Annotated in this window: 12 protein-coding genes and 1 pseudogene; 4 read left to right on the top strand and 9 right to left on the bottom strand. The window is 54.2% G+C overall.

The features are described from left to right. Positions 1–83: 83 nt before the first annotated feature. The 5 genes from asnB to nagB all read right to left on the bottom strand — a co-directional run bounded on the left by asnB (position 84) and on the right by nagB (position 6,035). Positions 84–1,748 carry an asparagine synthase B gene (gene asnB / locus GM30_RS07500; protein WP_049848110.1) on the bottom strand — a complete coding sequence of 555 codons (1,665 nt, stop codon included), beginning with the start codon at positions 1,746–1,748 and terminating at the stop codon, positions 84–86. 248 nt (positions 1,749–1,996) lie between these two features. Then, positions 1,997–2,749 (bottom strand): HAD-IIA family hydrolase, encoded by a 753-nt coding sequence (locus GM30_RS07505; RefSeq protein WP_049848111.1) that lies wholly within the window; start codon positions 2,747–2,749, stop codon positions 1,997–1,999. A gap of 50 nt (positions 2,750–2,799) precedes the next feature. Next, positions 2,800–4,020: a DNA-binding transcriptional regulator NagC gene (gene nagC, locus GM30_RS07510; protein WP_049848112.1), complete on the bottom strand. Its 1,221-nt coding sequence runs from the start codon at positions 4,018–4,020 to the stop codon at positions 2,800–2,802. A gap of 8 nt (positions 4,021–4,028) precedes the next feature. Further along, positions 4,029–5,177 (bottom strand): N-acetylglucosamine-6-phosphate deacetylase, encoded by a 1,149-nt coding sequence (nagA, locus tag GM30_RS07515; protein ID WP_049848113.1) that lies wholly within the window; start codon positions 5,175–5,177, stop codon positions 4,029–4,031. A gap of 57 nt (positions 5,178–5,234) precedes the next feature. Beyond that, positions 5,235–6,035 (bottom strand): glucosamine-6-phosphate deaminase, encoded by an 801-nt coding sequence (nagB, locus tag GM30_RS07520; protein WP_049848114.1) that lies wholly within the window; start codon positions 6,033–6,035, stop codon positions 5,235–5,237. A 326-nt stretch (positions 6,036–6,361) separates the two neighbouring features. Between nagB and nagE the strand changes: the two genes are divergently transcribed. The 4 genes from nagE to GM30_RS07540 all read left to right on the top strand — a co-directional run bounded on the left by nagE (position 6,362) and on the right by GM30_RS07540 (position 12,444). Next, positions 6,362–8,377, top strand: a complete 2,016-nt coding sequence (nagE, locus tag GM30_RS07525; protein WP_072094067.1) for an N-acetylglucosamine-specific PTS transporter subunit IIBC — start codon at positions 6,362–6,364, stop codon at positions 8,375–8,377. A 184-nt stretch (positions 8,378–8,561) separates the two neighbouring features. Continuing rightward, a complete protein-coding gene (glnS, locus tag GM30_RS07530) occupies positions 8,562–10,229 on the top strand; it encodes a glutamine--tRNA ligase (RefSeq protein WP_049848115.1) in 1,668 nt (555 codons plus the stop codon). Positions 10,230–10,649: 420 nt separating this feature from the next. Next, positions 10,650–12,062, top strand: a complete 1,413-nt coding sequence (chiP, locus tag GM30_RS07535; RefSeq protein ID WP_049848116.1) for a chitoporin ChiP — start codon at positions 10,650–10,652, stop codon at positions 12,060–12,062. Positions 12,063–12,108: 46 nt separating this feature from the next. Continuing rightward, on the top strand, positions 12,109–12,444 hold the full coding sequence (locus GM30_RS07540) for a ChiQ/YbfN family lipoprotein (protein WP_049848117.1): 336 nt from the start codon (positions 12,109–12,111) through the stop codon (positions 12,442–12,444). Positions 12,445–12,545: 101 nt separating this feature from the next. On the opposite strand, the gene fur is transcribed toward GM30_RS07540, so the two are convergent. The 4 genes and pseudogenes from fur to GM30_RS07560 form a co-directional block, all read right to left on the bottom strand. Then, positions 12,546–12,998: a ferric iron uptake transcriptional regulator gene (gene fur / locus GM30_RS07545; RefSeq protein ID WP_004885952.1), complete on the bottom strand. Its 453-nt coding sequence runs from the start codon at positions 12,996–12,998 to the stop codon at positions 12,546–12,548. A gap of 294 nt (positions 12,999–13,292) precedes the next feature. Continuing rightward, positions 13,293–13,823, bottom strand: a complete 531-nt coding sequence (gene fldA / locus GM30_RS07550) for a flavodoxin FldA (RefSeq protein WP_049848118.1) — start codon at positions 13,821–13,823, stop codon at positions 13,293–13,295. Positions 13,824–13,973: 150 nt separating this feature from the next. Beyond that, positions 13,974–14,267, bottom strand: a complete 294-nt coding sequence (gene ybfE / locus GM30_RS07555; RefSeq protein ID WP_049848119.1) for a LexA regulated protein — start codon at positions 14,265–14,267, stop codon at positions 13,974–13,976. 133 nt (positions 14,268–14,400) lie between these two features. Beyond that, positions 14,401–15,062, bottom strand: a pseudogene (locus GM30_RS07560) (alpha/beta fold hydrolase). Between the last annotated feature and the right edge of the window lie 63 nt (positions 15,063–15,125).

Here is a 15,125-nt window from a genome sequence, read left to right on the forward strand (position 1 = left end):
CGGCAATTATTGGTTATTTCTCAAATTTGCTGAGGAAAAACAACAAAGGGCCCCGCAGGGCCCGATGCGATTTTTCATCACTTTTACTGGTAAGCAGACTGGTGTACGCCGACCGCACGACCCGATGGATCGTTCATGGTTTTGAAGGCTTCATCCCACTCGATTGCTTTGGCGGAAGAGCAGGCGACGGACGGGCCACCAGGCACACATTCTGCCGCGCTCGGCACCGGGAACAGCTCTTCGAAAATCTCGCGATACAGATACGCCTCTTTAGAGGATGGCGTGTTGTACGGGAAACGGAAGCTCGCGGTTTCCAGTTGTTGATCGGTGATCTGCTTCGCCGCGACCTCTTTCAGCGTGTCGATCCAGCTGTAACCGACGCCGTCGGAGAACTGCTCTTTCTGACGCCAGGCGACGCTTGCCGGCAGATAGGATTCGAAACACTCACGCAGGACGTGTTTTTCCATTTTGCCGTTGCCGCACATTTTGTCCTGCGGGTTGATGCGCATCGCCACGTCGAGGAATTTCTTGTCGAGGAACGGCACGCGGGCTTCAACGCCCCAGGCGGACATCGCTTTGTTGGCGCGGGCGCAGTCAAACATATGCAGCGCCTGCAGTTTACGCACGGTCTCTTCATGCAGTTCTTTCGCATCCGGCGCTTTATGGAAATAGAGGTAGCCGCCGAACACTTCGTCAGACCCTTCGCCTGAAAGCACCATTTTGATGCCCATCGCTTTGATTTTACGCGACATCAGGTACATCGGCGTCGAGGCGCGAATGGTGGTCACATCATACGTTTCGATGTGATAGATCACGTCGCGAATGGCGTCGAGACCTTCCTGCACCGTGAAGTGGATTTCATGGTGCACGGTGCCGAGGTGGTTAGCGACTTCCTGCGCGGCTTTCAGATCCGGCGAACCGACCAGACCCACGGCGAAGGAGTGCAGCTGCGGCCACCAGGCTTCTGAACGCTCCTGATCTTCCACGCGACGCGCCGCGAATTTCTTGGTGATTGCGGAGATAACGGAGGAATCCAGCCCGCCGGACAGCAGCACGCCGTACGGCACGTCAGACATCAGATGGCTTTTTACGGAGTCTTCCAGCGCCTGGCGCAGCTCGGCTTTGTCCGTCACGTTGTCTTTGACGGCGTCATAATCAAACCAGTCGCGCTGATAGTAAGTGCGGATTTCACCGTCTTTACTCCACAGATAGCTACCTGCCGGGAACTCTTTAATGGTGCGGCACACTGGCACCAGCGCTTTCATTTCAGAAGCCACGTAGAAGTTACCGTGTTCGTCGTAACCCATATACAGCGGAATAATGCCGATATGGTCCCGGCCAATCAGGTACGCGTCTTTTTCGCTGTCATAAAGGACGAAGGCGAACATGCCCTGCAAATCGTCGAGAAATTCAGCCCCTTTTTCCTGATACAGGGCGAGGATCACTTCGCAGTCAGAACCGGTCTGGAACGCGTAGCGATCGCCATACTCGGCGCGCAGCGCCTGATGGTTGTAGATCTCACCGTTAACCGCCAGCGCATGCGTTTTCTTTTCGTTATACAGCGGCTGGGCACCAGCGTTGACGTCAACAATCGACAGACGTTCGTGGGCGAGGATCGCTTTATCGCAGGCATAAATGCCGGACCAGTCCGGGCCGCGATGGCGCATCAGGCGGGAAAGCTCCAGCGCTTTTTTGCGCAGCTCTCCCGCGTCAGTTTTGATATCCAGTACACCAAAAATAGAACACATAACCTTCTCCGTTAACCTGTTGCGTATGCTGTTGTGTCAATTGCTCTGAGGAAGACTTTGCCGCAAAGCGAGCAACGGGCGCAAGGGGTTTGCCGGCTTATCAGAAAATAATGCAATGAGAGTTGTCGATTGATGAAAAAGGCGCGGTGATGCTGTTCATCTGTTGATGATTTATCAGCGAAAGGCGTAAATGATTAGATAAACGATAATTCAGGGCCGGATACGTTATGCGTTATCCGGCACCGTCATCAGAAAACGTCAATTTCCGCAACGGACGGGTAAATCCAGGAAGGGCGGAACGGCATACTGTCGATGTCATCGATCGTTGACACGCCGGAGAGCACCAGGATGGTTTCGAGACCGGCCTGGAAGCCTGCCAGAATATCGGTGCGCAGGTTGTCGCCGACAATCACCGTCTGCTCGGAGTGTGCCTGCATGGTGTTGAGCGCCGCGCGAATGATCCACGGGCTCGGTTTGCCGACGTAAAACGGTTTGCGGCCGGAGATCTTCTCAATACCGGCGCAGAGCGCGCCGCAGGCCGGATAATAGCCGCGGCCGTGGGTGTCCGGGTTGGTGGCGATAAAGCGCGCGCCGTTGGCGACGAAGAATGCCGCTTTATGCATCATTTCCCAGTTATAGGAACGCGTTTCGCCGACGATAACGAAATCCGGGTTAACGTCAGTGATAGTGAATCCGGCCTTGTACAATTCATGAATCAACGCGCCTTCGCCGACGACATAGGCTTTTTTGCCTTCCTGACGACGCAGGAAATCTGCAGTGGCCATCGCCGAGGTATAAAACACGCTGTCCGGCACGTTGACACCGGCGGTAGCGAAGCGGTTTGCCAGATCCTGCCCGGTCTGGGAAGGGTAGTTGGTCAGCAGGACCAGCGGCATCCCTTTCTCAAGGATGCGCGTCACAAACTCCGCAGCTCCGGGAACGGCGATGTTGTCGTGCATCAGCACGCCATCGATATCACAAATTACGTTCTTAATGGTCATGGACTACCCAGGCTCAACAGCTTAAAAGAGAGGCGTACTATAAAACCGCTTTAGCTTTCCAGCAAACGCTGTAGCAGGATGCCGTTAAGCATAGCGCGTTTTACCAGCGCAAACGCGCCAATGGCGGACCGGTGATCCAGCGTGGAACGCACCACCGGCAGATTCTTGCGAAACGCCTTCAGCACCTGCGTATTAATGCACCCTTCAATGGCGGGCAGCAGCACGCGCTCGGCTTCGATAATTTCACCGGCGATCACCACCTTCTGCGGGTTAAACAGGTTAATGGCGATAGCGATGGTTTTGCCGAGCTGGCGGCCAACGTGTTCGATGACTTCGCTGGCCAGCGGGTCGCCTTTATTTGCGGCTTTGCAGATGGCACTGATCGAACAGTCCTCCAGCGTCACACGGCTCTGATAGCCCTGCTCAAGCAAATGACGGACGCGTTGCTCAATGGCGGCGTTGGCAGCAACGGTTTCCAGACAGCCGAAGTTGCCGCAGTGGCAGCGTTCGCCCAACGGATCAACCTGAATATGGCCGATTTCACCGACGTTGCCGTTACGGCCGATAAAGATACGCCCGTTGGAGATGATCCCGGCACCGGTGCCGCGGTGGACACGCACCAGAATGGAGTCTTCGCAGTCCTGACTTGCACCAAAATAGTGCTCCGCCAGCGCTAAGCTGCGGATATCATGACCAATAAAACAGGTGACGTTGAAGCGTTTTTCCATCGCCTCGACCAGCGCCCAGTTTTCCACCGGGATGTGCGGCATATAGCGGATCACGCCGCTGTCGGGATCAACCAGCCCCGGCAGGATCACCGAGATCGCAATCAGTTCGCGGATTTTGCGCTGGCAGGAGGCAATAAACAGCGAAATGGTATTCAGCAGGGCGTGTTCGAGCGTTTCCTGGGTGCGTTCCGGCAGCGGATAATGCTCTTCTGCCACCACTTTGCTGCTCAGATCGTAGAGCGTTAACGTGGTGTCGTGACGACCGAGGCGAATGCCGATGGCGTGGAAATTGCGGGTTTCGGTGACGATGGAAATGGCGCGGCGACCCCCGGTGGAGGCCTGCTGATCGACTTCTTTGATCAGGCCGCGTTCAATTAACTGGCGCGTAATTTTTGTCACGCTGGCAGGGGCAAGCTGGCTTTGTTCCGCAATCTGAATGCGCGAGATAGGGCCATGCTGATCGATCAGGCGATAGACGGCCGCGCTGTTCAGTTGTTTTACGAGGTCAACATTGCCAATTTGAGCTTGTCCGCCAGGTGTCATACTTTTACTTACTCAGTGACGACCTCGTTACCATTAACGATGGTCTTGGTTACCTTATAGTCGCGAGTGAATGCGGTCAGGTTGGCGATCATGCCTGGGGCAATGCTGCCCAGTTGCTTGTCGACACCTATCGCACGCGCCGGGTAGAGCGTCGCCATGCGCAGAACTTCTTCCAGCGCAATGCCGCAATGCTCAACCAGATTGCGAACCCCTTCAATCATGGTCAGAGAGGAGCCGCTCAGCGTGCCATTCTCATCTACACACAATCCATTCCGGTAGTATATTGTTTTCCCGGCAAAAATGAACTGGTCAATATTTGCGCCTGCTGGTGCGGTGGCATCGGTCACCAGACACAGCTTGTCGCCTTTCAGGCGTTTCGCGTTACGCACGTTGGCGAAATCGACGTGCAGACCATCGGCGATAATGCCGCAGTACACGTCCGGCTCGTCAAAAATCGCGCCCGCCAGACCCGGCTCACGACCGGTGATGTACGGCATCGCGTTATAAAGGTGCGTGGCGAAGGTGATCCCGGCACGGAAACCGATTTTCGCCTCTTTCAGCGTGGCGTTGGAGTGACCGGCGGAGACCACGATCCCGGCATTCACCAGCTTGTGGATCACCTCAGGCTCAACCATTTCCGGCGCGAGCGTCACTTTCGTGATGACGTCAGCGTTTTCACAGAGGAAATCCACCAGTTTGCCGTCCGGCTTGCGCACGAAATCCGGGTTATGGGTGCCTTTCTTGACGATGTTCAGCCACGGACCTTCCAGATGCAGACCCAGCGCCTGATTCGGGTGTGTCGCCAGATACTCGCGCATCACGCGGATGCCCTGTTTCATCAGTTCATCGCTGGAGGTGATCAGGGTAGGCAGATAGCTGGTGCAGCCCGATTTTTCATTGGCCTTCTGCATGATTTCCAGCGTCTTCACGCTGACCGCGTCCATGGTGTCGTTGAACTGTACGCCGCCGCAGCCGTTCAACTGAACATCAATAAAACCCGGGGCGATAATGGCGCCATTGACGGTGTGTTGCTCAATGTCAGACGGTAAGTCCGCCAGCGGACAGAGACGTTCGATCAGGCCATTGGCGACGACAATCGCATGGTCATCCAGAATTTCATGGCCGGTGTAAATCCGACCTTGGGTTAATGCATACATTACGACCCCCGGTTACAAAAATACGACCGTCTCCCCCGCAGGAGAGACGGTATTGAATCAAACACCTTTAACGTTTTCTGCTTCTAATTCATTGAAGTATTTCAACGTTTTCACTTTCAGCTCCATGGTGGACGGCTCGTCGCAAACCATAACCGCTTTCGGGTGCAGTTGCAGACAGCTGATGGTCCACATGTGGTTAACGTTGCCTTCTACCGCGGCCTGCAGCGCCTGCGCTTTCTGCGAGCCCAACACCAGGATCATCACTTCTTCGGCATCCAGCAGGGTACCCACGCCAACGGTCAGCGCATATTTCGGCACCAGGTTGACGTCGCCGTCGAAGAAACGGGAGTTTGCCACGCGCGTGTCATGGGTCAGGGTTTTAATGCGGGTGCGGGAGGCCAGAGAAGAGGCCGGCTCGTTGAACGCGATGTGGCCGTCGTTGCCCACGCCACCCATGAACAGGTGGATTTTACCGTAAGAACGGATTTTTTCTTCGTACTGACGGCATTCCGCATCGATGTCTGGCGCGTTACCATTCAGCAGGTTGATGTTTTCTGCCGGGATATCAACATGATCGAAAAAGTTGCGGTGCATGAAGCTGTGATAGCTTTCCGGGTGTTCCTTCGGCAGGCCGACATATTCGTCCATGTTGAAGGTGACAACGTGCTTAAAGCTGACCTGGCCTGCTTTATGCATCTCAACCAGAGCTTTGTACGCGGTGAGCGGCGTGCCGCCGGTCGGGAGGCCGAGCACAAACGGACGATCCGCAGTAGGTTTGAACGCATTGATACGATTAACGATATGGCGTGCGGCCCATTTACCTACTTGTTCAGCGGTCGCCAGGGGGATCAGTCTCATTGTTCACCTCAATAGAGTTAATTTAAAGCGTGGGCGGATTGCTACCGATACTCTGTTAAGCCTAACCTGGTTTTGTCAGCGAGAGGGGACAATCCGTCTTGATTTTTTGAATGATAAAATAAGTTTTCGCTGTTAGCCAGTGAATGGGAGGGGTTATTACGATATTTGGTGATTATAATCACAAAAAGCAGGTGTTTAATTTGCGGTACGAATTAATTTTCCACACACTCTGAACGTAGGTGATAAATCGCCACGCTTCAAGGTTTGTTACACAATAAAAAAACGACTTTGAAAGAGTCTGAACGGGGTCTCATAGGGGGAAGAAAGTGAGTATTCTAGGTTATTTACAAAAAGTAGGCCGCGCACTGATGGTGCCAGTGGCCACGCTGCCAGCCGCAGCCATCCTGATGGGTGTCGGCTATTGGATCGACCCCGGTGAGAACGCGCTGGCGGCGTTCTTTATCAAATCCGGCTCTGCCATCATCGACAACATGTCCGTACTGTTCGCCATCGGTGTTGCATACGGTATGTCCAAAGATAAAGACGGTGCCGCAGCACTCACCGGTTTCGTCGGTTTCCTCGTATTAACGACACTCTGCTCGCCAGCTGCCGTGTCGATGATCCAAAAAATTCCGGCGGACCAGGTTCCGGCGGCGTTCGGTAAAATCAGCAACCAGTTCGTGGGTATCCTGGTGGGTATCATCTCCGCTGAACTGTACAACCGCTTCTCAAGCGTAGAGCTGCCAAAAGCGCTCTCCTTCTTTAGTGGTCGTCGTCTGGTGCCGATTCTCACCTCCTTTGTGATGATCGTTGTAGCGTTCATCATGATGTACATCTGGCCGGTGATCTTTGATGGTCTGGTGAACTTTGGTGAGCATATCCAGAAACTGGGCTCCATCGGTGCGGGCGTTTACGCGTTCTTCAACCGTTTGCTGATCCCGGTCGGTCTGCACCACGCGCTGAACTCCGTATTCTGGTTCGACGTTGCGGGCATTAACGACATTCCTAACTTCCTCGGTGGCGCACAGTCCATCGAAGCAGGTAAAGCGGTGGTCGGTATCACTGGTCGTTATCAGGCAGGCTTCTTCCCGATCATGATGTTCGGTCTGCCTGGCGCGGCACTGGCTATCTACCATTGCGCACGTCCGGAAAACAAAGCGAAAGTCCTCGGTATCATGATGGCGGGCGCATTCGCGGCCTTCTTCACCGGTATCACCGAACCGCTGGAATTCTCCTTCATGTTCGTTGCGCCGGTACTGTACGTTATTCACGCTGTGCTGACCGGTATCTCCGTGTTCATCGCCGCGAGCATGCACTGGATTGCGGGCTTCGGCTTCAGCGCCGGTCTGGTGGATATGGTGCTGTCTTCGCGTAACCCGCTGGCAACACAATGGTACATGCTGATCCCGCAGGGCCTGGTGTTCTTCGTGATCTACTACCTGGTGTTCCGCTTCACCATCACCAAATTCAATCTGATGACCCCGGGTCGCGAACTGGCGGTTGCCGGCAGCGAAGCGGATGGTCAGGATGTGAATCTGAGCAATGGTAAAGACCAGGACGTTGCCGGTCTGGCGCGTCAGTACATCGCCGCTGTCGGTGGTTCTGACAACCTGACCGGTATCGACGCCTGCATCACCCGTCTGCGTCTGTCTGTAAAAGATTCCAGCCTAGTGAACGAAGCGCTGGCGAAACGCCTCGGCGCAACCGGTGTTATCCGTCTGAACAAAACCAGCGTGCAGATCATCGTTGGCTTTGTGGCGGAGAAAATCGCTAACGCCATGCACACCACGGGCCCTGTTGCGGCAGCAGAAGCGGCTCCGGCTCCGGCTGCAGCGCCAGCACAGGCGGCGGTAAAACCGCAGGCCGTGCCGAACGCAACGACCATCGCTGCGCTGGTTTCTCCGGTGACCGGTGAAGTGGTTGCGCTGGATCAGGTGCCTGACGAAGCCTTCGCCAGCAAAGCGGTCGGTGACGGCGTGGCGGTGAAACCGACGGAAAGCGTTGTGGTTTCTCCGGCAGCGGGCACTATCGTGAAAATCTTCAACACCAACCATGCCTTCTGCCTGGAAACTGACAAAGGCGCGGAAATCGTTGTCCACATGGGTATCGATACCGTCGCACTGAACGGTGAAGGCTTTAAGCGCCTGGTGGAAGAGGGTGCGGAAGTGACGGCAGGTCAGCCCATCCTGGAGATGGATCTGGACTTCCTGAATGCCAACGCGCGCTCAATGATCAGCCCGGTGGTTTGCAGCAACATCGATGACTTCAGCGGCCTGGTGATTAAGGCGCAGGGTCATGTCGTGGCGGGCGAAACCGCGCTGTATGAGATTAAAGGCAAGTAATCGCTCCTGAGCAAGCACGTACATGCCTTAAGCGGCGGAGGGAAACCTCCGCCGCTTTTTTTTGCAGCAATCAGCCCCAAGATCGTTCTTCAGAGCGGTAATTTCCGCAACTAATGGTTGTCTCTTCGACTGGCTTATAAGATCATATGCCGTTATACGTTGTTTACGCCTTGAGGAACCCACGATGAGTGAGGCTGAAGCCCGCCCGACAAACTTTATTCGTCAGATCATTGATGAGGATCTGGCCAGTGGTAAGCACACCACGATCCACACGCGTTTTCCGCCTGAGCCGAACGGTTATCTGCACATCGGTCACGCGAAGTCTATCTGCCTGAATTTTGGCATCGCCCAGGATTACCACGGGCTGTGCAACCTGCGTTTCGATGACACCAACCCAGTAAAAGAAGACATCGAATACGTCGAGTCCATCCAGAACGACGTGCAATGGTTAGGTTTCCACTGGGCAGGCAAAGTCTGCTATTCGTCGGATTATTTCGATCAGCTGCACCAGTATGCGGTTGAACTGATCAACAAAGGCCTGGCCTACGTTGATGAACTCTCTGCGGATGAAATTCGCGAGTATCGCGGCACGCTGACCCAGCCGGGTAAAAACAGCCCGTACCGCGATCGCAGCGTTGAAGAGAACCTGGCGCTGTTCGAAAAAATGCGTGCCGGGGGTTTTGAAGAGGGTAAAGCTTGTCTGCGTGCGAAGATCGACATGGCCTCGCCGTTCATCGTAATGCGCGATCCGGTGCTGTACCGCATTAAGTTTGCCGATCACCACCAGACTGGCAGCAAGTGGTGCATCTACCCGATGTACGATTTCACCCACTGCATCAGCGATGCGCTGGAAGGCATCACCCACTCGCTGTGTACGCTGGAATTCCAGGACAACCGCCGCCTGTACGATTGGGTGCTGGATAACATTTCTATCCCGGTCCATCCGCGTCAGTACGAGTTCTCTCGTCTGAACCTGGAATACACCGTCATGTCCAAGCGTAAGCTGAACCTGCTGGTGACCGACAAGCACGTTGAAGGCTGGGACGACCCGCGCATGCCGACCATCTCCGGTCTGCGTCGTCGTGGCTACACCCCGGCGTCTATTCGCGAATTCTGCAAACGCATTGGTGTGACCAAACAGGACAACACCATCGAGATCGCCTCGCTGGAATCCTGCATTCGCGAAGATCTCAACGAAAACGCCCCACGCGCGATGGCGGTGATCGATCCGGTAAAACTGGTTATCGAAAACTACCCGCAGGGCGAAAGCGAAATGGTCACCATGGCGAATCATCCGTACAAACCGGAAATGGGCAGCCGTGAAGTGCCGTTCAGCGGTGAAATCTGGATCGACCGTGCTGACTTCCGTGAAGAAGCCAACAAGCAGTACAAGCGTCTGGTGCTCGGTAAAGAGGTGCGTCTGCGTAACGCGTATGTCATCAAAGCAGAGCGCGTTGAGAAAGATGCGGAAGGCAACATCACCACGATTTTCTGCACCTACGACGCCGATACGTTGAGCAAAGATCCGGCTGACGGTCGCAAGGTAAAAGGCGTGATCCACTGGGTCAGCGCGGCACATGCGCTGCCGGTTGAGATTCGCCTGTACGATCGCCTGTTCAGCGTGCCAAACCCGGGCGCAGCGGACGATTTCCTTGCCACCATTAACCCGGAATCGCTGGTGATCAAACAGGGCTTCGCGGAGCCGAGCCTGAAGGCGGCGGAAGTGGGTAAAGCGTTCCAGTTTGAACGTGAAGGCTATTTCTGTCTCGACAGCCGTTACGCGACGGCTGACAAACTGGTGTTTAACCGCACCGTCGGTCTGCGTGATACCTGGACGAAAATCGGCGAGTAATTCGCTGTTCCAGTAAAGACGCCGCTTAGCGCGGCGTTTTTTTCGCTTACCAATCAGAATGTTACTTTTAATTAACATTCGCGATGCGAATTAATACCATTTGCAAACAACACCGTTAAATCTGAATTTAATAATAAAATCTTACCTCTCATCCTCTGATTCCCGCATTTTGCTGAATCTGCAACGTTTTCTGCATCAATATCCTGAAATTGTTCTTTGTTACAAAGTGCAATCAATTATGTGCGCTTTGTCATAGTCTTGTCATTTCGTGCCATAAAGTGATTGATAATTCGCGTCGCGAAAAATAGTCTACTCATAGTAGAAGCACGGGAATTTCCCCGACTACTTTTTTACATTTTTCTATTTATCGTCGCTCAGCTTTGTTGAGTGGCGTTTTTAAAAGTCAAAGAGGATATACACATGCGTACGTTCAGTGGCAAACGTAGTACGCTGGCGCTGGCTATTGCAGGCGTCACCGCATTGTCGGGCTGGGTTGCGGTTCCGCAGGCCAGTGCAGCAGGCTTCATCGATGATTCAACCTTAACCGGCGGCGTCTATTACTGGCAGCGTGAGCGTGACCGTAAAGACGTGACCGACGGCGACAAATACAAAACCAACCTTTCTCACTCCACCTGGAACGCCAACCTGGACTTCCAGTCCGGTTATGCCGCTGACATGTTCGGTCTGGACATCGCGGCCTTCACGGCGATCGAAATGGCGGAATCCGCCGAGAGCGGACACCCGAACGAAATCGCGTTCTCCTCGATCAATAAGGGCTATGACGAAGACTACTCCGGCGATAAGAGCGGGATCAGCCTGTATAAAGCGGCGGCAAAATTCAAATATGGCCCGGTGTGGGCACGTGCCGGTTACATTCAGCCGACCGGGCAGACTCTGTTAGCGCCACACTGGAGCTTCATGCCGGGGACTTACCAGGGCGCGGAAGCCGGGGCGAACTTTGATTACGGCGATGCTGGCGCGCTGAGCTTCTCCTACATGTGGACCAACGAGTACAAAGCGCCGTGGCACATTGAAACCGACAAGTTCTATCAGAACGACAAGAAAACCAAAGTCGATTACCTGCACTCCCTCGGCGCTAAATACGATTTCAAAAACGACCTGGTGCTGGAAGCGGCGTTTGGTCAGTCTGAAGGGTTTGTCGATCAGTACTTCGCTAAAGCCAGCTACAAATTTGACGTCGCGGGCTCTCCGCTCTCTACCAGCTATCAGTTCTATGGCGCGCGCGATAAAGCGGACAACAACACCATCAATGATATCTACGACGGCACTGCATGGTTACAGGCGCTGACCTTCGGCTACAAAATAGCGGATGTGGTTGATCTGCGACTGGAAGGCACCTGGGTGCGTGCGGAAGGCCAGCAGGGTTATTTCCTGCAGCGTATGACGCCAACCTACGCCTCCTCCAACGGTCGTCTGGATATCTGGTGGGATAACCGCTCAGACTTCAACGCCAACGGCGAAAAAGCGGTCTTCTTCGGCGCGATGTATGACCTGAAAAACTGGGATCTGCCTGGCTGGGCGGTTGGCGCTTCTTACGTCTACGCGTGGGATGCGAAACCGTCGGACTGGTTTATCAACGGGGCAGGCCAGCGCGAAGACATGGCTTCCAACAAAATCAAAGAATCTGCCTACAGCCTGGACGCAATGTACACCGTGCAGGAAGGCCGTGCCAAAGGCACGATGTTCAAACTCCACTTCACGCAGTATGACAACCACTCCGACATTCCGAGCTGGGGCGGCGGTTACGGCAACATCTTCCAGGATGAGCGCGACGTGAAATTCATCGTCATTGCACCGTTCACCATTTTCTGATGCCCGCAGGGGCGGGGAAACCCGCTCCTGACATAAGGACGACATAATGAAGAAACTCATTCTTATCGCCATCATGGCATCCGGTCTGGTGGCCTGCGCGCAGCCGACGACACCAGCGCCGAAGGAAGACAGCCGCCTGAAAGAAGCCTACAGCGCCTGCATTAACACGGCGGAAGGTAACCCGGATAAAATCGAAGCCTGCCAGAGCGTGCTGAACGTGCTGCGCAAAGAGAAGGCACACGAGCAGTTCGCGACGCAGGAAACCGTGCGCACGCTGGATTACCAGCAGTGCATTCAGGCCACGCGTACCGGTAACGACCAGGCGGTTAAAGCCAAATGCGATCGTATCTGGCAGGAAATCCGTAGCAACAATAAGCAGTAATGGTAATGACCATCAGGAGAGGCCCGCGCTGCGGGTCTTTTTTTGTCTGAAAAAGGCAATAAAAAAGCCAGCCCGGAGGCTGGCTTCTGAGTCACTGAAGATTACTTTTCCACGGCGTCGTGCGCGTGTTCATCTTCGCGGCAATCGCCTTCAGCACAGTGACCATACAGGTACAGGCTGTGGTTGGTCAGGCGGATGCCATGGCGTGATGCAATTTCACGCTGACGCGCTTCGATCGAGTCATCACTGAACTCAATCACTTTGCCGCAATCCAGGCAGATCAGGTGATCGTGGTGGTGCTGCTGCGTCAGTTCAAAAACCGATTTGCCGCCTTCAAAATTGTGGCGGGTTACGATACCGGCGTCGTCAAACTGGTTGAGTACGCGATAGACCGTTGCCAGCCCAATCTCTTCACCCATGTCAATCAGACGCTTGTATAGATCTTCCGCACTGACATGGTGGTTATCCGGCTCCTGGAGCACTTCCAGAATTTTCAACCGTGGAAGCGTGACTTTCAGGCCGGCCTTCTTTAATGCGGTATTGTTGTCAGTCATGCGGAATCTGTCCTGTTGCTAAACGATTCACTTCCTTAAGCGGAAGTCTCACAGAGAATGCGCCCGGTAGAATGCGTCTCAATTATAGAACTGCCATGTATAAATGAAAACTGCAAGCGCCTGGCATACTATGCTTTCAAAAACGAGGCACTACCAGCAAAGCTGTCACTCATTCCTCGTTAAATCAGCCGTTATTGTACAGGCATGCGCTCAAAAGTTAAAAATTTGTAGCGATTAATTTGATTGCTTTTATCTATTAATACGGTGCGATTTATTAATCACACCGCTCAATGCTTACGCGTTTTTGATCGCGTCCAGGTTCAGCTCTTCTGCCACCTGTTTAACCCATTTTTCAACACGTTCGGCGGTCAGTTCCGGCTGACGATCTTCGTCAATCGCCAGACCAACGAAGTGGTCATCATCCGCCAGGCCTTTGGAGGCTTCGAAGTGATAACCGGCGGTCGGCCAGTGACCGACAATAATCGCGCCGCGCGGCTCGATGATGTCGCGGATGGTTCCCAGCGCGTCGCAGAAATATTCAGCATAGTCTTCCTGGTCACCACAACCAAACAGGGCCACCAGTTTGCCGTTAAAGTCTATCTCTTCCAGCGTCGGGAAAAAGTCGTCCCAGTCGCACTGTGCTTCACCGTAATACCAGGTCGGAATCCCCAGCAACAGGAGATCGAACGCTTCGATATCTTCTTTGCTGCTCTTCGCAATGTCATGCACGTCGGCAACGTCTTTACCAAGCTGTTTTTGAATCATTTTCGCGATATTTTCGGTATTACCGGTGTCGCTGCCGAAAAAGATGCCTACGATTGCCATGAGTAAAATAACCTCTTGAAACTAAATGATATGGTGGTGGCTTATTGCCCACAGATAAGGGCAATCATAGCAGAACAGAGAAGTGCACGGAAACAGCAATCATGCCGGACTGCACTCTCTGCTACATGAAAATGTGTTTTTTGTGGTGTTTCAGGCGTTATCCTGGCGATGCAGGCTGGCCAGCTGGCTCAACAGGATCTCTTCAATGAGTTCACTGCGGCTCATATTGCGGGCATCGGCCAGTTCATTTAGCGCGTCCACGGCGTCGCTGTTGAGTTTTAGCTCAACACGCTTCAGGCCGCGAACTTTATCGCGTTTGAGCTGATTGCGCTTATTGATGCGCAACTGTTCGTCACGCGAGAGCGGATTGGTTTTCGGTCTTCCCGGGCGACGCTCATTTGCGAACAAATCTAATGTCGTACGGTCCGTTTGTTCTTTTGCCATGATTCAGAGTGACTTCGGGGAAACAAACAACCAGGCCATTGCCCGGATGGATAGCGCGCCATCATACATCAGCGAAACCCCCACGCCAACGACCGCAGCCATTCTGGCGCGCGGTCGCTGAGTTTTTAAGCATTCAGGCGTCGGCAAGGTAGCGACGAATGGCGCGCAGCACCGCCTCAGGTTTTTCTGCATGCACCCAGTGACCGGCTCCGGCAATCACGTGTGCGCGCGCCTGTGGGAACTGGGAGAGCAGTGCATCGCGGTACGCGTCGGTCACGTACGGCGAGTTGCCGCCAGGGATAAACAGGGCAGGGTGATCCCACGCCGGAATGGTTTCCCAGCCGACGATGTGCGGATATTGCTGCCACAGCACNTGGTGGCACCCGCCTCGGTAACGGCACGAATGGCCGCGAAGATCTCATCATGACGACGAACCTGATAATCCACCGGCGCGATATCAAGCGCCACCAGCTTTTCGACCCGCGACGGGGCCAGGGCGGTCAGCGCCATCGCCGCTTTCCCGCCCATCGAATGACCGACAACGATCGCTTTTTCCAGATTATGTTCGTCAAGTGTGTCGAGCAGATCCTGCGCCATCGCCGGGTAGTTCATGACCTCTGAACGCGGCGACAGGCCGTGGTTGCGCATATCAACCTGATAAACATCGTGGTCACTCATCAGGTCGCGCGCCAGCACGCCGAGGTTGTCCAGGCTACCAAACAGACCATGCACCAGCATGATGGGAGAATTCTTGTGCGGGTTTTGTGCAGTTTGCGCTCGGGTATTCAAAATCATAGTAAAGTTCTTTAATTCGCTCTGTCGGGTTAGGGTATTATGGTGAACATTCTGCCGCCCGGC

It is taken from the genome of Trabulsiella odontotermitis (genome assembly GCF_001188485.1).
Lineage (GTDB): Bacteria > Pseudomonadota > Gammaproteobacteria > Enterobacterales > Enterobacteriaceae > Trabulsiella > Trabulsiella odontotermitis_A.